The sequence below is a fragment of the Gordonia sp. SCSIO 19800 genome (genome assembly GCF_018132775.1).
In the GTDB taxonomy this organism is placed as follows: domain Bacteria; phylum Actinomycetota; class Actinomycetes; order Mycobacteriales; family Mycobacteriaceae; genus Gordonia; species Gordonia hongkongensis.
Genome location: NZ_JAGRQM010000024.1, coordinates 37,061 through 61,734, shown reverse-complemented (window position 1 = coordinate 61,734; position 24,674 = coordinate 37,061). Strand labels below are relative to the sequence as shown.

23 protein-coding genes are annotated in these 24,674 nt (G+C 65.3%); 10 read left to right on the top strand and 13 right to left on the bottom strand.

What is annotated here, in order from left to right; genetic code table 11:
* The first annotated feature begins 654 nt into the window (after nt 1–654).
* From nrdH to KB201_RS21295, 6 genes are all read left to right on the top strand, one after another.
* A complete protein-coding gene (gene nrdH / locus KB201_RS21320) occupies nt 655–897 on the top strand; it encodes a glutaredoxin-like protein NrdH (protein ID WP_211540368.1) in 243 nt (80 codons plus the stop codon).
* A 20-nt stretch (nt 898–917) separates the two neighbouring features.
* Nucleotides 918–1,094, top strand: a complete 177-nt coding sequence (locus KB201_RS21315; RefSeq protein ID WP_211540367.1) for a hypothetical protein — start codon at nt 918–920, stop codon at nt 1,092–1,094.
* A 29-nt stretch (nt 1,095–1,123) separates the two neighbouring features.
* Nucleotides 1,124–1,810, top strand: coding sequence for a hypothetical protein (locus KB201_RS21310; protein ID WP_374193964.1), 687 nt, complete (start codon nt 1,124–1,126; stop codon nt 1,808–1,810).
* 22 nt (nt 1,811–1,832) lie between these two features.
* Nucleotides 1,833–2,027 (top strand): hypothetical protein, encoded by a 195-nt coding sequence (locus KB201_RS21305; RefSeq protein WP_211540365.1) that lies wholly within the window; start codon nt 1,833–1,835, stop codon nt 2,025–2,027.
* Nucleotides 2,028–2,127: 100 nt separating this feature from the next.
* Nucleotides 2,128–2,364 carry a hypothetical protein gene (locus KB201_RS21300; protein WP_211540364.1) on the top strand — a complete coding sequence of 79 codons (237 nt, stop codon included), beginning with the start codon at nt 2,128–2,130 and terminating at the stop codon, nt 2,362–2,364.
* A gap of 82 nt (nt 2,365–2,446) precedes the next feature.
* Nucleotides 2,447–3,238: a Fic family protein gene (locus tag KB201_RS21295; RefSeq protein ID WP_211540362.1), complete on the top strand. Its 792-nt coding sequence runs from the start codon at nt 2,447–2,449 to the stop codon at nt 3,236–3,238.
* 30 nt (nt 3,239–3,268) lie between these two features.
* Here the strand turns inward: KB201_RS21295 and KB201_RS21290 are convergent, their stop codons facing one another.
* Nucleotides 3,269–3,673 (bottom strand): hypothetical protein, encoded by a 405-nt coding sequence (locus KB201_RS21290; RefSeq protein WP_211540361.1) that lies wholly within the window; start codon nt 3,671–3,673, stop codon nt 3,269–3,271.
* Nucleotides 3,674–3,972: 299 nt separating this feature from the next.
* Nucleotides 3,973–4,638 carry a pentapeptide repeat-containing protein gene (locus KB201_RS21285; protein ID WP_211540360.1) on the bottom strand — a complete coding sequence of 222 codons (666 nt, stop codon included), beginning with the start codon at nt 4,636–4,638 and terminating at the stop codon, nt 3,973–3,975.
* Between the two features lie 440 nt (nt 4,639–5,078).
* Here KB201_RS21285 and mobC point away from each other — a divergent pair, with 440 nt between their 5' ends.
* The 4 genes from mobC to KB201_RS21265 all read left to right on the top strand — a co-directional run bounded on the left by mobC (nt 5,079) and on the right by KB201_RS21265 (nt 12,355).
* The gene (mobC, locus tag KB201_RS21280; protein WP_307848108.1) at nt 5,079–5,642 is read left to right on the top strand and encodes a plasmid mobilization relaxosome protein MobC; all 564 of its coding nucleotides are present in this window, start codon (nt 5,079–5,081) and stop codon (nt 5,640–5,642) included.
* Nucleotides 5,643–5,650: 8 nt separating this feature from the next.
* Nucleotides 5,651–7,684 (top strand): relaxase/mobilization nuclease domain-containing protein, encoded by a 2,034-nt coding sequence (locus KB201_RS21275; RefSeq protein ID WP_249146216.1) that lies wholly within the window; start codon nt 5,651–5,653, stop codon nt 7,682–7,684.
* Nucleotides 7,685–7,820: 136 nt separating this feature from the next.
* Entirely contained in the window at nt 7,821–9,806 is a 1,986-nt protein-coding gene (locus tag KB201_RS21270; protein WP_211540359.1) for a site-specific DNA-methyltransferase, read from the top strand.
* A complete protein-coding gene (locus KB201_RS21265) occupies nt 9,803–12,355 on the top strand; it encodes a DEAD/DEAH box helicase (RefSeq protein WP_211540358.1) in 2,553 nt (850 codons plus the stop codon). Before KB201_RS21270 ends, KB201_RS21265 begins: the two co-directional genes overlap by 4 nt.
* A gap of 127 nt (nt 12,356–12,482) precedes the next feature.
* Here KB201_RS21265 and KB201_RS21260 read toward each other — a convergent pair whose 3' ends face one another.
* Genes KB201_RS21260 through KB201_RS21210 form a run of 11 tightly spaced genes read right to left on the bottom strand, consistent with a single transcriptional unit; the run spans nt 12,483 to nt 24,526 of the window.
* Complete coding sequence (locus KB201_RS21260) at nt 12,483–12,890, bottom strand: hypothetical protein (RefSeq protein WP_211540357.1); 408 nt, start codon at nt 12,888–12,890, stop codon at nt 12,483–12,485.
* Nucleotides 12,891–12,919: 29 nt separating this feature from the next.
* Nucleotides 12,920–13,972: a hypothetical protein gene (locus KB201_RS21255; protein WP_211540356.1), complete on the bottom strand. Its 1,053-nt coding sequence runs from the start codon at nt 13,970–13,972 to the stop codon at nt 12,920–12,922.
* A gap of 9 nt (nt 13,973–13,981) precedes the next feature.
* Nucleotides 13,982–14,470: a DUF4913 domain-containing protein gene (locus KB201_RS21250; protein ID WP_211540354.1), complete on the bottom strand. Its 489-nt coding sequence runs from the start codon at nt 14,468–14,470 to the stop codon at nt 13,982–13,984.
* Nucleotides 14,467–16,287: a TraM recognition domain-containing protein gene (locus KB201_RS21245; RefSeq protein ID WP_211540395.1), complete on the bottom strand. Its 1,821-nt coding sequence runs from the start codon at nt 16,285–16,287 to the stop codon at nt 14,467–14,469. The genes KB201_RS21250 and KB201_RS21245 overlap by 4 nt, the downstream gene beginning before the upstream one ends.
* Nucleotides 16,287–16,961, bottom strand: coding sequence for a hypothetical protein (locus tag KB201_RS21240; RefSeq protein WP_211540352.1), 675 nt, complete (start codon nt 16,959–16,961; stop codon nt 16,287–16,289). The genes KB201_RS21245 and KB201_RS21240 overlap by 1 nt, the downstream gene beginning before the upstream one ends.
* Entirely contained in the window at nt 16,961–17,707 is a 747-nt protein-coding gene (locus KB201_RS21235; RefSeq protein WP_211540350.1) for a hypothetical protein, read from the bottom strand. Before KB201_RS21235 ends, KB201_RS21240 begins: the two co-directional genes overlap by 1 nt.
* A 50-nt stretch (nt 17,708–17,757) precedes the next feature.
* Nucleotides 17,758–19,632, bottom strand: a complete 1,875-nt coding sequence (locus KB201_RS21230; protein ID WP_211540349.1) for a peptidoglycan DD-metalloendopeptidase family protein — start codon at nt 19,630–19,632, stop codon at nt 17,758–17,760.
* Nucleotides 19,629–19,940, bottom strand: a complete 312-nt coding sequence (locus tag KB201_RS21225; RefSeq protein WP_211540348.1) for a transposase — start codon at nt 19,938–19,940, stop codon at nt 19,629–19,631. Before KB201_RS21225 ends, KB201_RS21230 begins: the two co-directional genes overlap by 4 nt.
* Nucleotides 19,937–21,796 (bottom strand): hypothetical protein, encoded by a 1,860-nt coding sequence (locus KB201_RS21220; protein ID WP_211540347.1) that lies wholly within the window; start codon nt 21,794–21,796, stop codon nt 19,937–19,939. Before KB201_RS21220 ends, KB201_RS21225 begins: the two co-directional genes overlap by 4 nt.
* 22 nt (nt 21,797–21,818) lie before the next feature.
* Nucleotides 21,819–23,309 (bottom strand): SCO6880 family protein, encoded by a 1,491-nt coding sequence (locus KB201_RS21215; RefSeq protein WP_211540346.1) that lies wholly within the window; start codon nt 23,307–23,309, stop codon nt 21,819–21,821.
* Nucleotides 23,306–24,526, bottom strand: coding sequence for a hypothetical protein (locus KB201_RS21210; protein ID WP_249146212.1), 1,221 nt, complete (start codon nt 24,524–24,526; stop codon nt 23,306–23,308). Before KB201_RS21210 ends, KB201_RS21215 begins: the two co-directional genes overlap by 4 nt.
* Between the last annotated feature and the right edge of the window lie 148 nt (nt 24,527–24,674).

The window sequence follows — 24,674 nt, the reverse complement described above, 5'->3', positions numbered from 1 at the left end:
TGCCACACAACCGAGATGAATCTCCCCCGAGGGGAGACGGCAGGACACCCCGTTTATCCGTAGCCGTCTCTCCTCACCCCTTTGCGCCACCCGAGCTGGCGTGCGCGACGATTCCGCGACGCAATAGCGAAATCCTCACGCGAGTGAATCCACACTTTGTTAGCGTGGCTAACGCGGTGTCCCTGGGTTGCCGCACCCAGAAGCCGCTCTCACAGGATGGGAGGGGAGACGGCAGAACCCCCTGCACGCAGCCGTCCCCCTCCCCCTGTCTGCGTGTATCCGCCAGACACCCATCACCGGAACACTTCTCGCAGCGCGGTAGTCGCGCACTTCCCTCGCCGTGCGGGGCTTTGCCTGACCTGCCGAATTGTCATGGCGCCCAACCGGACCGCGTCAAATCCGTTTCGGCAACAACTCGCCACGCACTCTGCCTCGCTGCGCTCGGCGCCGCTAATTTCGCGGCGACTTCTCCCCTGCACTCCATTGACACCCCCCGGCCGGGCGAATGGGCGGCAGATATCAGAAAAGGCACCACCACCAGACACCCTGAAAACCGGCTGTGGACAGGCCAAATAGGTTGCGCGACAACGCAATACGCGATACAATAGACACACAGACAAGCACTCGCGACCACACCAGAGAAGGGCCGACACCATGAGCGAGAACACCACGATCACCGTCTACACCAAGCCCGCGTGCGTGCAGTGCAACGCCACCTACAAAGCCCTCGACAAGCAGGGCCTGACCTATCAGGTGGTCGACATCAGCACCGACGACGCCGCGCGTGACTACGTGATGAGCCTGGGCTACCTGCAAGCCCCCGTCGTGGTGGCCGGCAGTGAACACTGGTCTGGATTCCGCCCCGGTCGGGTCAAGGCGCTCGCGGCCGCGGCGTGAAGAGAACAGGACTCCTCGTCATGATCAACACCAACACCGCCGACTACGCGCAGCGTGCCGTGGCCTATTGGGCCAAGTCCGAACGGGCCTACGCCGAGGGCGATCCCCGCTACGGCGACGAGCTCGCCGAACTGGCCGCCCAATGCGAACAGTGGGCACACGAAGACCTCACCGGCGTCGGCCGCGACGTCGCCTAACCCCGCCGATACGAACAAGGAGACAGCAGGTGATCGTCATGGCCGACAAACTCGAGGTCGCACCCTCTGATGTGCCGCAGCCGCCGGCCACCGCGATCACACCGCTACCTGAACTGGAAACCGTCACCGCCGGTGATGACCTCACCCTAACCGGTGCTGTCGGCGACGACACCGCCGAGGTCGACAACACCCTCGCCCTGGAGCTGGACATGCTCACCGCCCTGTTGTGGGCGCCACCGGCCCGGGCCCGCCAGGTCGTCGAGGCGCTGATCGGGTCCCGTGCCGACCGCGACGCCGGCACCGTCAGCACAGTGCTTCCGGCCGGCAGCGTGGTGTTCCTCAGTCCCGTGCACCAGGACGTGTTCGACACCGTCGTTGCGTTGCTCGACGAAGGCAGTCCCGCCACACCCGTTCTGGTCAATGCGCGGTTTGCCGATCGGGGACTCACCACCCGCACCCGTAGCGTCATGCTCGAGATCGCCTCCCCGCGGCACGGCCGCCCCGTCGCCGACAGCGCCGACCTGCCCCACCTCGCCGCCGCCCTCATCGACGGCTGGTACCGCCGCGGCTACCGCGCACTACTGGCCCGCATGACCCAAGCAACCGCCGAACGCCCCACCGCCGAACTCGCCGGCCACTGGACGGCCCTCACCGCACACCAGCAAGCCGCCGAAACCCGATGGCTGGCCATCCGCGACACCCTCGCCCGCATCTGACAGCGAAAGGCCTGGCACGCCCATGACTGACGACGACCCCGACGCCCAGGACCGCGAGATCCAGGACCTCGCCGCCGACATGCGCGAGCACGGCCGCAGCTGGGCCGACATCGCCCACGACCTCGCCCTACCCGAGGCCACCGTCAAACGCGCCGCCGACCAAGCCCACCAACGCGCCGCCGAACTCGCCGCCCGCGACCAAATCGCCCTGTTCTGATCACACACTCCCGAGGTCGAGAGAACCGTCCCCACTATGGGGAGGGTCGATGATCGGTAAACTGAGTACGACGCGACATCCAGGAAAGGCAGGTGCGGCAATGATCGAGTCACGATGGATCACCCGCTGGCCCGAGTTGTTCGCCGGCCTCACCGACACCCAGGTCCGGGGTGTCGTGCAGGCAATCGACAACAACGTCCTCGAGGGGTGGGACCCGCAACGCGCCGACATCGACCTGCTCACTCGCTCGGCGCGCGGCGAACTGACCGACGCCGAAGTCATCGCCGAAGCCGTCGCCATGGCGACAAGCTCGCGAGCGGCACACGCCCTCAGCTGACCGCGCACACACAAACCGTGTAGTTGTTCACCACGGCACCGCCTCGTTGAGGTGGTGCCGTCGTCGTGTCTGGAAGGTGAGGGTGAGGACCGCACAGGAGGACTGGGACGCCACGTTCATCCCTGGCACCACCGTGTTGGCCAACAAACTCGGCATCACCGATCCCGATGCGCTCGCCGCGGCCGAGTACACCATCACCGCGCACCGCGAAGCGATGATCGTCGACGGGCAGATCCCGATCGCCCGCACCTACGACGCCGAGCATCTACACGCCATCCACGCCGCGTTGTTCTCCCCGATCTACGAGTGGGCCGGCGTACCGCGCACCTATCCGTTGAGCAAAGACGGCCTGCCGTTCGCTGACCCGAACCAGATCGGCCGCTACCTCGACCACGCCCGCGACCACATCGCCGCCGTCGACTGGACCGGCCTGGACCACGGTGGGTTCGCCGTCGAGGCCGCCACCGTCTACGCCTCGATCAACATGGGCCACCCCTACCGCGAAGGCAACGGCCGCGCGGTCAAGGTGTTCATGTCCCAGCTCGCCGCCGATGCCGGCTACCGCCTCGACTACGGCCGCGTCACACCGCAACAGTGGGTCAACGCCGCCATGCTCTCCCACCCCGACCGCGGCACATTCGAGCCCGTCCCCGACACCATGGTCCCGGTGTTCGCGCGGATCGCCGAACCACTCACACCACCGCACCCCGCCTCGGCCGAGCGTGAGACCGACGCCCAGCGGGCGGCCCGGATCGCCAGCCGGGGTACGTCCCGGCAGGCCCCGGTAGCCGGCGCTACTCCTACGACCTACCGCCCATGGGTTCGGAGTCCAGGCACCTACGGACGGCGTCCCGGCGGCGGGTACGAGCGGTGAACCGCCGAGGCCGCCTCGCGGTCAGGTGGGTTAGATACGCACAGCACCTGGCTTAGATTCGTCGAGCCATAGTTCCTGCGGCATGACGGTCGCGACTCCCACCCCGACGTATGAGTCGGCGATTCGGTTGGCGCTGAGATGGAAGTAGGTCTGTGCGCCGGCGAGCGCGACTGGCAACGTCGGATCTCGCCTATCGTCGGGTACCTCGGTGGCCAGAGATTGCAGCGGGGCAAGCCGGGCGGGATCGTCGCTGAGCCGTTGAGCGACAGGTGCAATCCACTGGTCTTCTTCTGTGTTCATGTGCTCGCTTACGACGTACCAGTCTTCGACATTGGCGGGCGTCAGCAACTCCGCCCGGCCGGGGTCGTCTGGTCGGCAGAGTTGTTGTGCGAGATCGACAACGATGTCCCACGCGGTGGGCAGCTTTGCTCCCATCGACACACCCGCGCCGGCCAGTACCGCGTAGGCCCCGGTGTGGAGTACATCGAGAAAGCCAGCGGCAGATACAGATCGTCAGTCGAGGTAGTCGGCGCAACCATGCATGCACTTTACGGACCTCCTCCGACACCTCCTGGTGCCGGGCGCGCTGCGCAACCAGGACCCTAGGCCACCGCTGTCCCCCGCCGACGTTTCGCCACCAGCGTGCGTCGGGTGGGCCGCTGTCCCAGCGGCGTCCCACGCACCTCACCGGTCGCCGGTGTGCGACCAAGGCGGTCAGTCGCGGTAGCTACTCGTCATCGCAAGCATTGTGTCGGTCGGGGAGGCGGCGGCGAAACGTTGCTGGGCCACTTAGTGTCAGAGCTCCAACAGACACCGGTGAGCGTCGCGCTGCTGAGGTTCGCGCTGCTGAGGTCCGCTCTCGTGAGGTCCGCGGCGTTGAGGTTCGCTCCGGTGAGGTTTGCGCGCTCGAGGTTCGCGTCTGTGAGGTTCGCTCCTGTGAGGTTTGCGCGTTCGAGGTTCGCGTAGGCGAGATTCGCGCGTCCGAGGAATGTGGAGTGGAGGGTCGCGTAGCGGAGGTAAGCGCCGGTGAGGTTCGCGCCGGTGAGGTTCGCGCTGCTGAGGCTCGCGCTGTTCAGAACTGCCCAGCGAAGGTTCGCGTTCACGAGATCCACGTTGGTGAGCATCGCGCCGCGGAGAAGTGCCATCTGGAGGTCTGCGTTGGTCATGGTCAGGCCAGCCAGGTTCTGGCCCACAAGGTCGAGGTTGTTGAACGGGCGTGCTGTGGCCGGGTCCGGATTGGATCGTTCACGAACGAATCGAAGATTCTCTAAGCGTTCCGCCTTCGCGTTCTGTTGCGAGGCGATGGCGCGGTCCGTCTCTGCACGACGGTCATCAATGAGCGCAGTGGCGACGAGGACCACTGCGGATATCAGGCCAACGATGAGGATCTCTCTAATCAACCACGGAGGCTCCCAGCGCCACACGTGCAGCAACACGGTCTTGGAGCGGGCCTTGAAACGATCCCAGCGGGACGGAACGGGTGAGGGAGCCGACATAACGAACGATTGTGGCCCAACACTTTCGCGGTCGTTGAAAAGTGTCGGCGACTGACTGTTTATGAACTGCGTCGCTTGTGTCTCCGGTCCCGGGGCCGGCCGACGACATGACGCAGGCGCCGCTGGGCCCTGTCCAGGCCGAAGTTTCTTAACCCCTTCGATAATGACGCCGCCAACGTCGGCGGGGAGCGACCACGCTGCGCGTGGACTCGGTACCCCCGCGCGCACGCGCGCTTACACCGAAAAGCCCCCGTCTCGCGGGAGCAAGCTATGGTTTAGGTGCCCTAAACCCTTGCTCACCGTCCCTGTCGTCGGTACGGTGAGAAACGAACGGTCCCCACGGCGTGGGGTCGCTGCGCTGGGCGGACGGCCCCGTGGGGCCGGAAAGACGCAGAGAGGAGACGCCGATGAGTCGGAGTGAAGACTCGCCTGGTGCGTTCCTGCGGCGTCGGCGGCGCAACCATCCGGGCGGTCGAGATGATCGGATCATCATCAAGGTCACGGCTACTGAGAAGCAGGAGTTGCTCAATCGGGCCGAGGATGCGGGATTCGGTTCGGTGCAAGAGTTTCTGATGGCTCGCGCGGCCAATGCCGAGGCCGGCGTCGGCATCAATCACGCCGAGAAGTTGGCGGCGTGGAAGGAAGCGACCGGGATTCGCAACCTGCTGTCGGGCATCGCGGTCAACATGAACCAGATCGCGCGGCATGCCAACACCGACAAGGACATCCCGCCCGACTTCGAACCCGCGGTGAACGCGGTGCTGCGCACGGCGGACCGGGTCCGCGACGCATTCGGCGAAGTGTTCGCGGTGTCGTTTCCCGCGAGTCAGCACCACTCCCCGACCTCCAACGAGGAACGACCGAGCGGGCCGATTACTTCCGCCGAGGGCGAAGGCTGGACTGTCTGATGCCGATCATGCCGGCGATCTCGTCGGGTGCGCGGATGCAGGGTTTGGTCATGTACTTGGCAGGTCCGGGCAAGGCCAACGAGCACTTCAATCCGCATGTGGTGGCCGCATCCTCACGCAGCGTGTTCGCTGCTGGTGGTGCGGGCGCGGAGATGAACCGCGAACACGCCTACGAGCTCGGTCATGCTCTCGATGAGGCGCGGGTGGTGTTCGGTACCGAGGTCACCCGCCGCGACGCCGCCGCGTTGAAGGCCGCCCAGGAGCGTGGCGTCAAAGGCAGTGCTGCGATCGCTGAAGCGACTCGCGATGAGAACGTTTGGCATTGCTCGTTGTCGCTGCCTCCCGACGTCGACGCGCTCGACGATGCGACCTGGTCGGCGATCGTGCATGACTTCATGGAGGGCATGGGGTTTGACGATCCGAAGGCCGCTGACTCTCGCTGGGTGGCCATTCGTCACGGCCTGACGAAGAACAACGGCGACCACATTCACATCGCCGCATCCCGAGTTCGTGACGACGGCAGCGTGGTCGCCAAGTGGCGGCCGCATCCCACTCGCGGGGGTAACGAAGGTGACTTCGCCCGCGCGCAGCGGGTCGCCCGCGAACTCGAAGTGAAGTACGGCCTCGAAGTGCTGTCTAGCTACAACAACGACATGGCCAGTCGCGGCCGTGCACACGCCCAGGACGGTGCAACCAAGCCCCAGCTCGACGCCAAGGGCAACGTCGTGCGCGAACCGCGGATCGCTGAGTCGCCGTCGGTCACTCTGGCGCGACGGGTACGTGCTGCGGCGTCCGCCGCCGAGAGTGAAGCCGAGTTCGTGCGCCTAGTGCGCGCCGACGGACTGGTCATTCGAGCTGCACGCTACGACAAGACCGATCCTCGCGCCGTCACCGGATTCAGCGTCGGGTTGCCGGCCAGCGAGTACGCCAACAAGCACGGCCAGCCGGTCATGCACGGCGGCAAGAAACTCGCCGAAGACCTCTCACTCCCTCGCCTCCGCGAAGGATGGATCGACGACGCCAACTCCCGCGCCGACGCGCTCTCGGCCTGGGACCACGCAGACGAACGCGCCACGACACCGCGCGGACCGACGGCACCGCAGCAGTACGAGGCCGACGCCCAGCGCGACACTCCGAGCGCCGAGGTGGCGACGCAGCTGCGTGCGATCCTCACTCCGCTGGCCCAGTCTGCGGCCACCGAAGCGGACTACGCCCAGGCGCTGCGTAACCATCCCGACGTGCTCGCCCGACCCCGTTACGCCAAGGGCTCCACGACGGAGGTCACCGGGTACGTGGTCGCCTTGCACACCAGGATCGCGAGAGGCGCTGACGGAAAAGAGATCTGGCGCAACGCTAGCTACCTCGGTGGCGGCCTGGCCCTCAAAGACCTCCGTCAGCACTGGCCCACCAGCGACAATCACCGCTCCCTCGCGTCCGCCGCATGGTCACGCATCAATCGTGCATCGGCGGCACGCGCCGACGACAACCCGACTACGCGCAGGCTGCAAGACGACGCTCGCCGCTGGCAGCGCACTGTGACGTCGATCAGCGACCCGCATTCCCGCGCATGGCACGCGGCGGCCGCCGACACCGCCGGCGCTGTCGGCGCAGCCGCACGCGGTCTCTCGGGTGAACAGGCTCAAAGTCTGAACCAGCTCGCCGACGCGCTAGGTGCAGTGTCTGGCCACCGCCGCCCCACCCAACCTCAAGCGGTCCGGTCGTACACGTCGGCCCGCCGCGTCGCCGCAACCATGCTGGCCGCCAGCCGCGACGACACCACGCTGCTATGGCTTGCCGCGATGAAGCAGGTGCTGGCCGCCAGTAAGGCGATCAGCGAGGCGATGGCTGCTCAGGGGCATGCTCGCCAGGCTCGCCGGATCAACGAGTCGCTAGAGGCCACGGCACGACAGTTCGTGGGCGATGCCAGCGCGAGTGCGGTGCGGACACGTGATGCAGTGGCGGTCGTGCGCGGCCAAGCGCCTGCGGCCGCCACCCCCGTACCTGGCTATGGGCCTCGTCTGAGAAATGATCGCGGCCGATGAACCCAGCTAGCCTCTAGCAAGCTTGTCCGCAGGTCCCTGAACACTGCTCGATACCCCGGTACTTCCCCCGCCGCGGTGCATCATAGGCTTCTCATCTGACGTCACCCGCCGCCTCATGCACGCTGGAAGGGACGAGATGCCTGACGAGTCCAACGTCCTGGATCAACTCATTTCGCGTGTCGAGGACGAGACTCTACGTGCACGTCTCGCCCACGAGGTCGAGCTCTTGCGTGGCTCACGCAGGTTCGGACTCGTCTTCGATCGGCACCTGCCCGAGTCGGTCCGCCTTCCAGACCATCCCATCCGCAAAGGTATCCGCGTCGCGCTGCGCGATGAGTCCTCCATCGACGCCTGGATCGTCGAGTGCTTCACGGACCGCAGTCGTGAAGTAGCCGTGCTGAGCGGCGACGGCGGCGAACGCCCCGTATCAGAGTTGATCGTCGTCCGTGAGTTTGGCGAACCGATATACCCAGGTCTGAGATCGATCGAGCGCATCGCAAACGGTCCAGTCGACGCGCCGTGGCACGTCGTGATCAACGGTGAGAACTTCCACGCACTGCAAGCGCTGCGGTCCACCCACCGCGGCAAGGTTGATCTGATCTACATCGACCCGCCATATAACACCGGTAACGACGGCTGGATCTACAACGACCGCTACGTCGACAAGAGCGACCGAGCGAAGTCGTCGAAGTGGTTGTCGTTCATGGAGCGTCGACTCCTGATCGCTCGCGATCTGCTGAAGCCCACCGGAGTCATCATCGCCGCCATTGGGGACGATGAGCACCATCGGCTCCGAATGCTCATGGATCAGGTGTTTGGGGATCAGAACTTCATTATGAACGTTGCCTGGCAGGGAGGAGTGTCAGCGCTAAGTCGGCACCATGGAGGCGGGCTCGACTACATGCTGATCTACGGTCGAGACGCTAACCAAGTGGGACGGTTTCTTGACCCCAAGCCTTTGGCGCCAGAAATGCTACGCATAGCGCGTGAGGCGATCGATTCGGGCAAGACCCAAAAAGAAGCGGAGAGTTTGCTTCGTGAGTTCATCCGCACCGAAGGAAAAGATCTTCCGCCTGGTGTTCGTCGGTTCAATCACGTCGACGACGAAGGCGAAGTCTACCTCGAGGGCGACCTTGCAAACTCTCTATACAGGCAAAATCTGCGCTACGTCCTCACCGATCCTGCAACCGGGCGGAAATATGATCCGCCGAAGAATGGCTGGTCGGTTGGTCGCGAGAAGATGGATGAGCTCATAGCATCCGGTCGAATTATTTTTGATGGCGACCGCGTTCCGACTCGAAAACGTCTACTGCGCGAGCAAATGTACTCTCTTGCAAGCCCTTCCTTTTATCGCGATCGACGCACCGGGACCAATAGACTTGAAGCAGTGCTCGGGGATAAGCGATTTCCTTTTCCCAAGGACTATGAGGTGCTAATGCGGTGGTTCAGGATGGCAGCACCCAAAGATGCTGTAATTCTGGACTATTTTGGAGGGTCGGGGACCACCGTGGAAGCGGTCGTACGGCTCAACCAGGAAGACGGGGGCGCCCGTCAAGCGATTCTCGTAACCAATAACGAGGTTGGTGCAGCAGAAGCGAAGAAATTGCGCAAGTCTGGCCTCCACCCCGGTGACCCGCAGTGGGAGTCTCGTGGTGTGTTCGAGCACGTATGTCGCCCACGTATTTCGACAGTGGTCACAGGCGAACGCCCTGATGCTTCTGTCTACTCGGACGGACTGGATGCGAACGTTGAGATGTTCGAACTGAGCTACCTCGATCCCAGCTCGGTGCGCCGTGGTCACGAGTTCGAGTCGGTCGCGCCCTTGATGTGGCTCGAAGGCGGTGCGCGAGGCCCTCGCATCGACGAGATCCCTGCAGAGGGATGGGCTCTCACAACGGCTTACGGGGTGCTGTTCGACACCGACGTGCTGACCTCGTTCGCCGAGGCAGTCACCAAGTTTGCGACCGCTGGTGCATCTCCGGCTGTTGTGTTCATCATCACCGACTCGGAGGCCGAATACCAAGCAGCTGTAGAGAAGATCCCGGTCGGGATCGAGACCGTGCAGCTGTATGGGGATTACCTCTCGAACTACACCATCAACATCACGGGTGGTGCACGGTGAAGTTCACACTCGAGTCGTACCAGAGCAAAGCAGTGGAGGACGTGCTCACCAGCTTGGACAGAGCCCGGGCAGCATGGCGTGACTACCGAGAGCGCACGGCTGTGGGGCTGACAGCGCCCACCGGCGCCGGCAAGACCGTGGTCGCCACAGCGGTGCTGGAAGGCATCTTCGCGGGCACTCCGACCCGAGAACCGATACCGAACATGACCGTCCTCTGGATCACCGACGACCCTTCTCTCAACGCGCAGACCATCAGCAAGATCACCCAGGCCTCTGGCGGAACCATCGACATCAACCGCATCCGCCGGCTGTCGGAACTCGACGAACGCACGCTCGAAGCGGGCTACATCTACTTCGTCCACATCCAGGCGATGCAGAAGAACTCGACGCTGCACGCCGTCCGAGCCGACGGAACGCAGAACGAGAAGAGGACCTTCGGCGCCTGGGACATGATCGCCAACACAGTACGTGAACGCGGTGAATACTTCCTCGTCATCTGGGACGAGGCGCACCGGGGCTCGGGGACTAAGAACACCGACCGCAAGTCAATCGCAGGGACAATCGTCAGCGGTGGCCCCACGAACATCGGCGGCGTGCAGCCGCCCGCTCCGATCGTCCTGGGTATCTCGGCCACCCCGGATCGGTTCAGAGCTGCGATGGAGGCCACTGATCGCATCATGCGCCGAGTCGATGTCGCTGCCGGCGACGTCCGAGAGTCCGGGCTACTCAAGGATCGCATCCTGCTGCGCAGCCTGGGAGAGTCGCAGGCCGCGGACAACACGATGCTGGCCATGGCAGTGGAGGACTTGAAAGCGGCGGATGCTGCGTGGCACAAGCACCACGAGATTACCGGCGACCGCCTGGTCGAGCCCTTGCTCGTAGTCCAGGTCGAGCAGGGCCTATCTGCGGCGAAGGAAGAAGCGCGTCTCGCCGAGATTCTCGCGGTCCTGGAATCTACGTGGCCGGCGCTCTCGGATTACGCGATCGCCCACGCTTTCGGCGATCACGGCCCCTACCGGGTGGGAGACAAGACCATCCGGTACCGGGCGCCCGAGGCCATCTCCGATGACGACCAGCTCCGCGTCGTGCTGTTCAAGTCCGCGCTGACTACCGGCTGGGACTGTCCGCGTGCCGAGGTGATGATCTCGTTCCAGAACAAGGACAGCTACACCGAGATCGCCCAGCTGATCGGCCGACTGGTACGCACGCCGCTAGCCAAGCGTGTAGACGGTGGTGACGACCGCCTCAACGAAGTCGTCGCCTACCTGCCCGGCTTCCGCACCGAACACGTCGCCCGCGTCGTGAACGCGCTGACTGAGGATGAGACCGTCAAGGTCGACGTCGTCGTCGCCCCTGTTGTCTGCGAGAAGTCGGCCGACGTGCCCGCCGAAGTGTTCGAGATGCTCGACACGCTGCCGTCATACACGAGGCAGAAGGCCTCGTTCAGCTCCAGGACTGCCCAGCTGATGCGGCTGGCCGCGGTCCTGACCGAATACGGGATCATCGAGCGGGGATCAGCCAAGGCCAAGCAGTGGATCGTCGATCAGATGCGTGCGGCAGATGGTCAGCGCAGCAGCGACATCGATGCAAAGGTCGCCGACATCATGTCGCTGACCATCAGCACCACGATGGTCGCGTACGGCGAGATGCTAATGCAGAGCGTGGGGCAGTCCGACACTCCCACGAACGAGCGCGACCTGGAGGGTTACTTCCGGAGGGCCAAGCGTCTACTACCCGATGGGTCTGCTAACTGGTACTTCAATGACCTGTGCGATCGCGGCGAAGACGAAATCGATGCCAGCGCACGTCTCGTCGCTATGGCGGACCTCGGCTTCAAGACCCTTATCGAGGAACAGGCGGCTGCACTCATCGACAACTGGCGACAGCAGCACGCCACCAAGGTGTCGGCAAAGCCTCGGCCTGTCCGCAATCAGATTGAGCCGCTGTGGCATCTGGGATCATCACCGATGCTCCCGACGACGGTCGAGGTCCGTGACGTGTACCCCGCAGCCACGGAGAGGGTCCGCGGAGAAAAACTCGAGCCGATCGACATCTACCCGTCCCACCTGTACGTCGTGCCGGACCGAATGCCGAACGCCGGCGGATTCCCAGTAGACACATCGGGGTCGTCGTGGGAGAAGGAAGTTCTCGACGCCGAACTGACTTCCGAGACTCTCGTCGGGTGGTACCGGAACCCGTCGTCGGGGCGCCATGCCCTCGCGGTGCCGTACGTCTTCGGCGACAAGCACCAGTTGATGCACCCAGACTTCCTGTTCTGGCACGACGACGGGGACGGTGAGTACGTCATGGACATCGTCGACCCCCACAGATTCGATCTCGCCGACACCTCGGCCAAGTGGGCGGCGCTGTCGCGCTACGCGCAGGATCATTCCGATCGGGTCCGTCGCTGCCTTGCCATCGCCAAGGTCGACGGCTCTCTTCGGGCGCTAGATCTCACCGTCGAAGGCATCGATAAGCGCATCGCCGAGGCCACGAACCAGAATCTGCTTGAGGCGATTTTCGTAGCCCAGGGCGTTGCCTACCCGTGACTGACGACGCGGATCTCAACCGCTCGGTTGAAGCGACTCCGAGTGCGGCAGAGTACCGAGGGCGGACCCCGCAGGCCGGTGCCACCTGTCGGTGACACCGGCCTGACCACATCCGGTGAAGCGGTTCTCAGCCCGCGATCCGCACTTCCGCCAGCGCCTGATCATCCGGTGCCGGCGAGCTGGACTGAGTCATCGAGGGTTCAGTGGTCGCGGTGCGGCGTGACCGGCGAGGACCGCTCGTGCGTCCTCGCCGGGTTCCGGCCTGGGTGGTCAGCGGTGCGACGCTGAGGAGATCGAGTTTGGCGGAGGGAGCGCCGTTCTTCTTTGCGTCCTTGACCAGCTGGGCTAGTTCGGCGAGCCGCCGGCGGTCGGCCTCGAGGAATTCGGTGCGGGTGGCTTCGATCTCGGCGGCCAGCCGGGCAGCGGGTTCGAGGGCTTCGCGGCGTCGTCGTTGCCGTTCGGCGAGGGCTTGTGCTTCGGCGGCGTCCTCGGCTTCGATCTCGGCAAGCAGGTGGGTGGGGTCGAATGTGGTCATCGTTGTCTCCTCTGGTTGGTTGGGTGGGTTCACATTCCGCGTGCGCGTTGGCGATCTGCGCTCTTGCCGCCACTTGTCTTGGCGCGGGCCTGATTACGCGGTGCCGAGGCGACTGCGGCGCGGGGGTTGGTGGGGTGATCTCGGGCGGCAGTAGCAGCGGCTCGGCCCGGTGCGGTTGGGCTTGCAGAGCCGACTCGTTCGGCTCTGCTCATCTGGGGTGCTGCGGGCGGCGGCGGATAGGACTGCGGCAATGCCGTCACCGGCGCGGGTGCTACTCCAGACCGCTCACGTGGTGCTGGCCGGTCGAGCGAGTCGGCCCGCTCGGCCGCGATCTCGGCGTTGTGTTCAGCTGTGGCGGCCCGATCATCGGCCACTTGTGCTTGGGAGAGCAGTGCGGCGACCTGGGCGCCATCGCGATCGATGCTGTCGCTCCCGTCGTGCGTCATCGACGGATGAGCGGAGTTGTCCCGGCCGAAGTCCGCGGGATTGTCTGGGCCGTACAGGGTTGCACCCAGTGCCTGTTCGTAGCGGCGGCCGGCTTCTGTGGGGTCCATGCGCATGAGTTCGTCGGGGTCGAGGCCGAAATCCCGGATCTGCTCGCAGAGGTTGTCGCGGACGTTGGCCGCTACGACAGCCTCGTCGGCGTATCGGTGTGAGAGGTCGAGCACGCCCACGACTGCGGTGCCCCTGGTGCTTTGTGCCCATTGCCGGTCGTAGGAACGATCGCCGAGGCGGCGCGGGTCGAGGTCCCGGAAGGGGTCTTTCTCGGCGGCTTCGGCGCGGAACTTCTCGACGAGCGCGTCGGGGCTTGCGGTGAGCCAGAAGGTGGCGTCTGGCCGGCCTTTCGCAAGATCGGTGCGGGCGCGATGTTCCACCTTGGCGGCAGTTCGCCCCAGGTCGTCTGCCGCCTCTTCGGGCGCTTTGAGATTGTCGGTGTCGGCGCTCTGAGCTTTTCGATTGCGCTGTTTGGTCATCTGCTTTGACCAGGACTCCACCAACGAGGAGCCGTGTGCGATGGCGACAGCCAGGGCACGCTCCATTGTCTGTTCGATCTCGCGGGTTTCGTTGTCGTGCTCTTCCATCGGGGCTCCTTAGCTGACGGTTTCGGGGGCGAGGGTGCTCATGGCCAATCGGAGGTTCAGGTCGTCCATCTCTTCGGTGGGAAGTGCTGTAGCTGCGAGGTCGGTGCTGTGGCCGCGGTCAACCGAACACCCCTCGAACGCTCCGTCGGGAGCGAACAGTGCCGGCATGTGGTGGTCTGCGTGATCGCGCCACCACACGCTCATTCCGGTTCCGGGGTCTAACCGCAGCGATTCGTATGCGCGCCAGAGCGCTTCGAGCCGTGAGACCGCTTCGGGGTGCTCGAACCAACGGGGGCACCACCGGCGGTCTTGTTTGTGGGAGAGTTTGCGAGCGTAGAGAAACACCAGGTGGGTCTCGACGAACTCGTACACCGAGGTGAACTCCGGTTCCGGGGCCGCCTCTGCCTCTTCGGCTGCGCTTTCCCCGCTGGCGTCGTCGTAGTCTTCGACGGCGGTAACGTCGTCGAACTCTTCGTCCAGGAACAGATCGTCGGTCATCGGTGTGCTCCTTCGGCGTGAACCGGGGTGGCGACCGCCGCGACTGGCGGCGCGTCGGGGCTGTACTCGGCGAGCGACTGTTTGATGAGGTTCGCGTATGGCTTTTCCCACCACGGCACGGTTTTCAGGATCGTGGGTTGGTTGCCGGCGGAGAACAGCAACAGGCGGCCGCGTGGCCAGGCTGCGAGGTCACTGGGGTTGAAGATGTTCTCGCGGGTGACGTGGCGTGACACTGAATGGTTCCCGCCGCCCTTGCCGCCGCCGCTGGAGTCGGAGACGTTGCGTGCCAGTCGCTCGTATTGGCCGGTCAGCTTGGTGAGGTTGTCGAGGTAGGCCGCTTCACGGACGTTGCCGCCGTAGATGTAGATGTTCGACGACGATTCGAGCAGCTTCATCGGCCGCTCGCCGAACACGCCGATGCCCTGGGACCACGATTGCAGGATCGTCATGATGATGATTCCGCGTGAACCGAAGTGTGAGTACAGCTTCGGTAGATCGGGCCAGCGCACGACGTTGGCCGCTTCGTCGAGCGCGCACAGCATGGGCATCGGGAGTCGACCGCCTGGCGATGCGGTGGCGATGGCCTCGGCGGTCTTGGTCGCGGCCATCGTCAGCGCAGCCACCAGGGGACCGACTGAGCCGACACCTTCGCGGGAGAGGCAGTAGAGGGTTTCGCCGTTGCGGATGTAGGAGTCCAGGTCCAGCTCGGGCCGCTGATCCTGGCCGTCGGTCGGGGCTACCCACTGGCGAACGTTGCGTCCGCGTAGGCATTTGGCCATCTTGATCGCGGTACCCCAGATGCCGTCGGCCTGCTTGGAGGCATAGTTCAGTCGCGCGTTGAGGGCCTGGGCGATCATTGGGTAGCCGTGCTCGTCGAGGATCGCTACGGCCTCGTGACCGCGATCGCGCACGACCAGCCGCTCGTAGACGACGGTGATCGGTTCCTCGGCCAGAGCGGACGCCAGGATGAGGTTGGCCAGCAGGTCTTCGCCTTCGGGGTCGAAGTAGGGGTCCTTCTTGGCGTCCAGGCCGTCGTCGCCGGCGGAGAACAGTTGGGCCAGTTCTTCGGCGCGGGTCTCGTCGGTGACGTAGCTCAGTGGATTCCAGAACCACCACGGTTCCTCGTTGGCAACCGCTTGCGGGTCGAAGACCCACACCTGACGGGTCGGGTTGCCGGCGGCGTCGCGGAATTCGCGCACCAGCCGGGTGTGGTCGAGGTTGCCGCGCTTGTTCTCCGTGGCCAGCACAGCGCCGGGCGCTTCGCAGATCGCCGGGATGATCCGCGAGGTCGACTTGCCCTGGCGGGGACCCCAGATGTCGAGGTGCATGTCTTCCCACGACCCGTAGACCATTGTCCCGCTGAGGGTGCGGCCCAGCGGCACGCCGATGGTGCTGGAGAACTCCGCGGGCATGACCGCATCAGTGACGCCGAGGGATTTAGCTTTGGCAGCCACTGCTTTGGCGGTCACCGATTCGATGTCCTTGCCGTTGCCCAGGTGCTGCTGGGCGCTGTCGACGCGGGTCCGGCTGGTGCGTCGCTGCCGCCACCACCACGCTCCCCCACCGACGAGACCGACCGTGACAGCGAGCATCAGGACGGTCCACACGGTCGCCGCCAGCGGCCACCGCAGATCGCCCGTGGCGAGCTTGATCGGCACCGCAAACGGGTTGCCGGGCACCGTCTGTCCACCTGCAAGGTTCAGGGCCACCCAGGTCACGACCGCCACGACGGCCACCACCCCGGCGACGGTGAACAGCAACAGATCGGTGCCCCGGTGTCCTGAGGGTTCCTTCGTCTTTCCCGGTGCGCTGGCCATCATCGTGCCCCGCTGGCCGCTGCGAGAAGATCGGTCAGGGAGACCTCGCGCCAGCTGCGGAATCCCGGCAGTCGACACACCTCCAACGCGGGGTTGTCCTCGCCGTTGTCGACCACGTCGATGGTCACGAACACTTTGTGGCGCAGACTGTCTCGTTGCAGCGTCTGGTCGGTGACGCGGTGGTTGGACACCACCAGGCGCAGACCGATCAACTCGAGGTTTTCCTGTTCGCGGGCTTGGCCGGCGAGGTAGATCGCTTTACGTGCGGCAGAGAGGTCGGCGCTGTCTTGGTCGCTGACCTTGTCGTTGGGGTGGAACTCGCCGTACCAGGGATCTTCACCGTGCTCGGAGCAGATCGCGAACGAGTCGACCTCGCTGTCTCCGGCTGCGTAGAGCGTCACCTGTGGTGCGTCGGCGGCCTGCTGTGCCATCTCTTCGGTGCGGGTGTCGAATGCTTTCTGGCGCAGCTCGTTGTAGTCGATGTGCAGTTGTTTGCGCAGCTCGGCCTTGAATTTGGTGAACAGCGACGGGGTATTGAGGCCGTTGCCCTCAGCCCAGGTGAACAGCTCGCTGTGGCTGCTCATGGTTTTGAGTGTTTCGCTGCTGTCGCGCACCGCGTCGCGGGCGGTATCCCAGTCGGCTGCGTCATTGGCGGTGTTCTTCTTGCGAGTCATTACGGGTCCTTTCGGTCGATGGTGGCGGCGGTGCGGATTCGGGGCTGGACGGCTGGGACGAGCTGGCTGATCGCTACGCCGCCCGCGGCGACGAGAAGGGTGGAAGCGATCCAGGTGGGAGCGGTGTGGCTGGTTCCCATCGCGATCACCAGGCAGGCCCCGATCAGGAACACGAGAAGCCGGAACATGGTGGTTCCGCCGGGTGTGAAGACCGTCATGACGACGGAGGCCGCGATGGCGAGCACTGCGAGCCCGGCGGCGCAGAGGGCGGCGATGCCGGTAGCGGGCAGTATCGGTGGGCCGCTGTCGAACTGGTCCCACACCTGTACCGGTACGTGCGAAGAGATGTAGCGCAGCAGCCACACCACGAGTGCGGTGACGATGCTGGTCGCTGTGACCACCACGATCGTTCCGCCGGCGAGTCCGATTACTCCGTCGCGGACGGTAGGTTCGATCGGGCGGGCCGGTGCTCGTTGGCCGGTGCGGTCGTGGCCGGTGCGGTCGAAGCCGTAGCGGTTGAACCCGGCCCGGTCGTATCCGTCACGGTCGTAGCCAGCATCGTTGTACCCGTCGCGGTAGAAGCCCTCGCGGTCCCGGCCGTCGCGATCCCACCCGTAGCGGTCGAATCCCCACTGGTCGTAGCCCTGGGTGTCGTAACCGTCGCGGTCGTAGCCGTCCGCGTCGAGGCCGTAGGCGTTGTATCCGTCGCGGCCGAAGTGGTTCGACTTGTCGAAGGGAGTGGTCATGGTGATCCTTTCAGTCGAGTCCTGGCCTGCGTGGTGGTTGGGTGTCGCCGTCATCCGAAGACCCACATGTTCTTCAAGCCTGGAATCGGGGTGGAGAACGCCGAGTTGTCCGGTGTTCCATTCGGCCCCTTCAGATTCGGTGCGGGGTTGGCGACGACGATCTTGCCGTCGTCGGTGACTCCGCGGGCGGTCACAATGTGTCCGCCGGGGCACGGGCAGAACGGTGGCGGGAATCCTCCGTCACCCGAGAGCACCAGCTTCTTGCCGTTCTTGAGTGCGGCCACGGCGGCGGCGTAGTCGGTGCCGATGGACCGGACCGGGACCTTCCACTTCGGTTCGATCTGATCGAAGAACGACCACGACAGTCCCTCGGCCCCCCAGGCGCCCTTCTCCACCGCGTACTTCGCCACGACCGGCGGAGTGATCGAGCTGTCGGTTGTCGATGCGAGAATCATCGCGATGGAGGTGGGGCCGCAGCCTGCTTCGGCAAGCGGAAGGCCATCGACCTGCCACCGCGGATCGTTCTGCGAGTAGTACACCCACGACCCGTTCGGCGCGGCCGACCCTTCACCTTCGCTGCTGCTGTCGCATCCGTTGCCCGTGGACGAGCCCGAGGACGGGAGTCGAGTGCCCAGCGACCTCTTGGTCTTGGCATCGACAATCTGGTTCGACTCGGGCAGCCAGCCTTTCTCGAAGTTGGTCGCCATCAGCCAGTAGCCCATCCGCACGTAGTCGCCGTTCTGGCCGCGCGCGAAGTTCGGCAACACCGCACCCTCGACAGCGGTGCCGTCGTTGCCGTTGTAGTTGGCCATGTAGGTGAGCAGGCTCTTCTTGGCCGGGTTGTGTCGATAGAACGGTTTGGTCGGATAGTCGACCGCCGGATTTCCGGACTCGCCGAAGATCACCGGCAGGCCCGCGGATCCGGGCGAGTGGTTGAACGCGGCGTGTACCGCATCCTCGGGATTACCGGGGTCCTTCATCCCGTCACCGTCGCCGTCGTAGCCCATCGACGCCCACGACGACGGGATGAACTGCCACGGCCCATTTGCCGCCGACTCCGACGTCGCCCAGCCCGTCTTGCGGTACGGCGGCCATCCGCGATTCTCTGCCCAGAGGGTCGCGGCCACGATGCGGCGGTCGGAGTCGGGATGCTTGGCGGCGGCTTCGTTGATCAGCGAGCGCCACGGTTCGGGTACCGCTTCAGGCAGTGGTTCGTCCGCCGCCGGGCGGGCCGCTGGGGCTTCGCTCTCTGCTGCCTCGCTCGACGGTTCTTCGGTGTGAGGCACCACGGCTGCCATGTTCCGTACCCCGCCCGAACCGCGGGCCTGGCCGGGCTCGGACGCGCCGTTGAGCCAGGGCTGTGGGTCGATCGCGGTGCCGCCGAAGCGGCCGCCATCCCACACCTCGAAGTGCAGGTGCGCCCCGCCGGGGCCGGGAGGGCTGACCGAGCCGTTGTACCCGACTCGTGCGATCTGCTGGCCGGCCACCACTTTCGTCGGCTGCCCGTCTGCACCCTTCTCTTTCACGAGCAGGTCCTGGGGAAACATGTGGCCGTACACGGTGTCGACTCGTTTACCGTCGATGGTGTGCCGCAGGATGATCCACTGGCCGAATCCATCCGCGGGACCCGACTTCTCGACCGTGCCGTCGAATGCGGCATAGATCGGTACGCCGGGTTGCGACCCCATGTCGATGCCCTGGTGGGCAGCTCCCCAGCGCATACCGAAACCGGAACTGAGGTTGTAGGTGCCCTTCTTCATCGGCCAGGTGCGCTGACCGGGGTTACCGCCGGAAGGTGTCTCGCTGCCGCCGCCGGAAGGGTCGCAGTCCATCGTTGTGCCGCTGAGCATGGCGACGATCGCAACGGGTATCGCCACCACCAGCGCCACGGCCAGCGCCACTGCTCCTTTCGCGACCTCGTTCATGGAGGGGTTCCCCGGTCTTTGAGGGCTTCCACGAGATTGGCGTTGAGTCGTTGCAGTGCCCGCATCTGTTCGCGGGCGGCGGTCAGCTCCAGGTTCGTACCGGCTGGCGGAGTGTCCTGTTCGCTGACTGCACCCCGGTACCAGTTCTTGATCGTGTTGGGATGCACCGACAGCTGCTGGGACACCTCACAGCAGGCGGCCCACAGGGACTCGACGTGCGGCAGCAGGTCGCGGACGGTGGCCACGGCCAGCTCCCGGATCTCGGCGTCGATCCAGCCGTAGCGCCGGGTCGAGTCGGGGGAGCTCATGCCGCACCCGCTCGGCTGGTGATGCCCTTGAAGCGGGAGTTTGTGTCGTGCACAGCGCCGCTGGCTTCCAGCGGGGTGAAGTTCAGTCGGAAAGCGATGCCGGGGCGGTTGTCCTCACCGAATTTCAGCAGGAACACGCCCTGGCCGTGGGGGCGCGGACGTTCGGCGGCGCGGTCGCCGACTCTCATGCTGTGGCGGAGCTTTTGCAGTACCGACTCCGATGGCGGCGGTGTCGAGGCCGCCGAAGTGACCAGGGCACGCTCGGCGGCGTTGAATTGCGTTACTGCCGAGAGCCGGTCGAGTTCCTCCGGGCCGACCGGGCCGATGAACTTCAGTCGTGCCTTCTCCAAGAAGCCGATGGCCTTGTTGGCGTCGGCCTGGGACTCGAACGCTGACAGATCGGCCACCGAGTGGGTGATCATGACCAGCGACACCGCATCGGACCGGTTCAATCGGACCAGAGCATCGACGCGATCGACGATGCCCGCACCGGAACCGATCACCTGCCACAGCTCGTCGATGATGACCTGGAAGGTGCGGCGCGGCCCCATGCCCGCATCGGCAAGGACATGGGCGGCCTCGACGGCGCCGAACCCGTCGGACCAGCACACCAGCAGCAGTGCGGCTTTGAGCTTCTTGTCGCCTTGGGGAACGCGGGACACATCGACACAGACCGCCGGCGCGTTGACATCGAGCGGCTGGGTGGTCTGACCGTTGAGAACTTCACCCAAACGCCCGCACACGAGGGCTCGCAGCGAGCGGCGCAGCGGCGCGGTGACCTCGACGTAGGCGTCTTTCCCTTCCACTGCTGCGTCTTCGTAGAGAGCAGCGTTGCCCTCCTTGATGACTTCGTAGAGGTCTTCGAGGATCGGCGGGTGAGCGCCGGTGAATCCTCTGCCGCCCTCGGACTCTGGCCGGTAGAGCATGTCCAACGCTGAGGACAGCAGGGTCTCTTCGAAGTCCTCCACCGCTCGCCCGCGGTTGATCTCGACCAGACCGGCGAGGGTGGCGACCTGGCGTGCCCGCAGATCAGCAGCCACCTGTACTCGTAGATCGGACAGGGTGGTCAGTCGTTGACGCTGTTCGTCGCTCGGATCGGTGAGGGCCTGGAGTGCTGCGACTTCCTCGCTCAGCCGGTCCAGGACGGTGCCGAGGGCCCCGGCGGCCAACGGGTTGATCTTCTGGTGCCCGTAGCCGCCGGTCACGACCTGTCCGCTGTTGGCTCGGGTCAGCTCGGCGTAGTCGGGCTTGATGTCGCCGAGGAACAGGGAGGTGTGGCCTTGGGCCATGTTGCCCAGCGCCAACCGGCGCACCAGCGACGACTTGCCGAAACCGTTGAGGGCCAGCACGAACGCGACTGGGGCGGTGATCAGCCCGGCCAGGAACCACGAGAGCGGATCGCAGCCGAAGTCCTGCCCGGTTCGCAGGTGAGAGCCGAGCGGGGTCCCCAGCAGCGGCGACGATGCTCCGATGGAGAACGGCCAGAACCCGCCCGCCACCTGGGCGGTGGTGGCACGCCATTCGTGCATTCTCAGCACGATGTTGGTGCGGCCTCCCCCCGCTCCAGCTGCGCCGCGATGGCCAGGGTCACGTCCTTCGATGTCGAATCCGCCCTGCTCGACCACGCGGGAAACTGCGCGCACTCGGCGCCGATCTTCGGTGGCCAGACGGCGACGCGCCTTGCGGCCCGCCAGCCCAGTCTTGGTGGCAGCGTCGAGTTTCAGTTCCGCGTACCGCTGGGCGGTCAGCACCAGCACGCCTCCGACGCGCACCGTGTCGGGCACCGTCTCCTTCTCGACGGAGATGGCGGCGGAGTCGGCGGCGCGGTGCCGAGGGGGCACTCCCAATGTCGTCATTGCTCGCTTGGTCCTCTCGGGTTCAGGTGGTGAGGCGCTTGTTGACCGTGGCGTATTCGGGAAGCAAGATCCCCAGTCCCAGCGACCCGGCGAAGGCCGAGTCCTGGCCGCCGTACACGCGCTGGACTCCGATGCGTGCGGCCGCGGACATGCCCTCGATCTCGGCGGTCATCTGGGGCAGATCGGCGTCGTGCGGCGCGGTCAGGGTGACCAGCACGCCGAAGCGGGTCAGACCTGCACCACGGGCTTGCTCTTCGCGGGCGGCGCGGGTGTTGTCCACGCGGATCGACGCCGCAGCCGAACCGATACCGGTTTTGGCCTGTTCTGCCGACAGCGCGTCTTTGAAGTCGCCGTCGACCAGCTTGACCGCCTCGGCGATGTTGTGGATGCGGTAGATGATCGCCACCCGCTTGCGCGGCAGATCGAAGCGGGGAACCAGCAGCGGGCGGAGCGCATCGTGGGTGACGGTGCCTGCCGGCGCAGCGGCCATTTCCCAGGTGATGGACCGGAAACCGTTGTGCACGTAGTAGTCCCACTGGGCCTTGGCGCCCGCGCAACCGGTCTGATCCCAGCGCAGTTCGTCCTGCTCTCCCCGGCTCAGCAGCACTTCGAGTTCGCGGTCGAGCTCGGGACGATATGCGCGGGTTGCGACCGCGCACAGCTCCCCCGCCGTCATCGGTGCTGCGTCCAGACCGGCCGCAGCAGCGTTGGAGATGATCGTCGAGAGCAAACGTCCGATCGCGGCACCCTGGTCGGCCACCTCACGGCTGGCGGCCTCGCGTTGGCGGCGGAAGGTGATCGAGATGCGCAGCTCGCTGCGCACGGTCGCCGACGCCCGATGCAACGCAGTCTGTGCCATCACCTCACGGGCGTAGCCGGGAGCAGCCGGAGAGGTGATCGCCCGGACTTCCGAGGCGATGCGGGTGCCGTTGTCCGGAACGGTTTCGACGACCACCGTTGCGCCGGCCACGTTGTGGGTCGTGCCCAGGCTGGCGAGGAAGTCATCCCACCCCTGCACCCACTCGTTGATCTGCCACTGCTCGACAAGTTCCTGCCCTTGGGGCTGGCTGGACAGGACTACGGTGTAGTGGTCCTTGGCCCTGGCGTGGATCAGGCCGAACCGCTTTCCCGAGCTCAACTCGTATTCGTAGAGCCGGGTATCGCCCTGGATGCCGGGCATCTGCGAGCGGCCCGGCACCACCCCGAACACGCCTCCACGGAACGTGTTCTCTCCCTTGCTTTGTGCCCGCCAGAACGCCAGACGCACAATCATCAACTCCCATCCAGTACGACCTCGGCGCTGCATCAGCATCGGCACCAGCAGAGTTATGCCGAGGCCGAGAATTGCGCCGGTCAACAACAACGAGCGGAAAATCATGAACTGGAGCACGCCCACGATGAGCACGGCGCCAGCGAAAATGGTTGCGCCCCATGTCATACCGAAAAGGCCGGTGGAGCGAGGCTTTTCCCAGCGGCCATACAGCAGGACGGCGTTGCTGCGCGGAGTGCTCATCGGTAGCTGCCCTCCTGCGCCGACGACGAGGACTCGTATCCGTCGTCGAACAGCATCTCGGAGGCCGACATCACGGCATTGCTTGCCATCGAGACATCTCCCATCGAGGGACCTCCGGTGCCAGCGCTGCTGCCGCTGCCGGAACCGTTCCCGCCGAGCTGGTCGGTGGAGTTACGCCCTCCGGGCGGGGGCGACGAGGGCGAGCCGCTGCCGCCGCTGCTGCTGCCACCAGTTCCACCGCGACCAGGGGGCATGCCTCCACTACCGGTGCCGCCACCACCGCCACCACCAGGAGGTGGTGGGCCGCCGGTGCCGCCGCTGAGCCCGCCACCTGCACTCGGCCCTGCGGCAGCACCGCCGCTTGTCGCGCCGGCGGTCGCCGCTGTCGACGCCCCGCCGGCAGCGGCTGAGGCTCCGCCGGTCGCGACCATCGTTCCAGCGGCAGCAACCACGCCCGCGGTCATCATTCCGGCCTGCAACCCGGACCCGCCCGACATCGCCGCACCACCGGAGACCAATCGCATCAGGATCGGCAGGACCAAGGCGCTCAGGGCGAGCAAGATCAGGCCCATCAATGCCATCTGTGCGTCTTTGAGGGAGTTCACGTCGTGACCGGCCATCTTGAAGGCCACCCAGTACACGATCGCGGCGACTGGTTTCCAGAGCAAAAGAGCCACAGTCCATTTGATCAACTTGGAGAAGGCGTCCTTGCCAACTGCGGTGCCGCCGAAAGAGCCGACGAGCGGAATCACGGCCACCACGACAGCGAGCATCGCCTGGCGCCCGATCAGGAGTACCGCCTGCAACAGACCACCGAGAATTCCGCAGATCGCGACCACGAAGACCAAACCCGACCCGAGACCGACGACCAAGTTGGCCGCGCCCAGGTTAGCGATGAGCTGTTCGTTGTTCTCCGCACCCTTGTCGAGCATCCAGTCGGCCAACGAGTCACTAGCTGCCGTGCAGACGGTGAGCACGCCGCCGAACATCCAGGCCCCGAACACGGTTTTCGCCAAGCTCGTAAACGACTCCTCGGCTTCGTTCATCACCGCCTGACGCCGCGCACGGATCAGTTTGTAGGAGCCAATCAGGATCGACAGTGCCAGCCCATAGAGCTGCAACTGCACGGTTGATTGCTGAATATCGGTGGTCACCGAGTCGTGGGCGTAGTCCGGGGTGGGGATTTTGATGAACCACGCCAAGGCGAGTTCGATCATCTTCACCCAGCCTTGGGCCACCGACTTCGCAACCGACTTGAAGCCGTCGCCGGCCGCGTCCTTGACCGCTCCGCCGAGCTGCTTGGCGGCCATACAGCCCAACGGGCTCGTCAGCATTGCCACCGGGTTCTTGACGCACTCCTTTGCG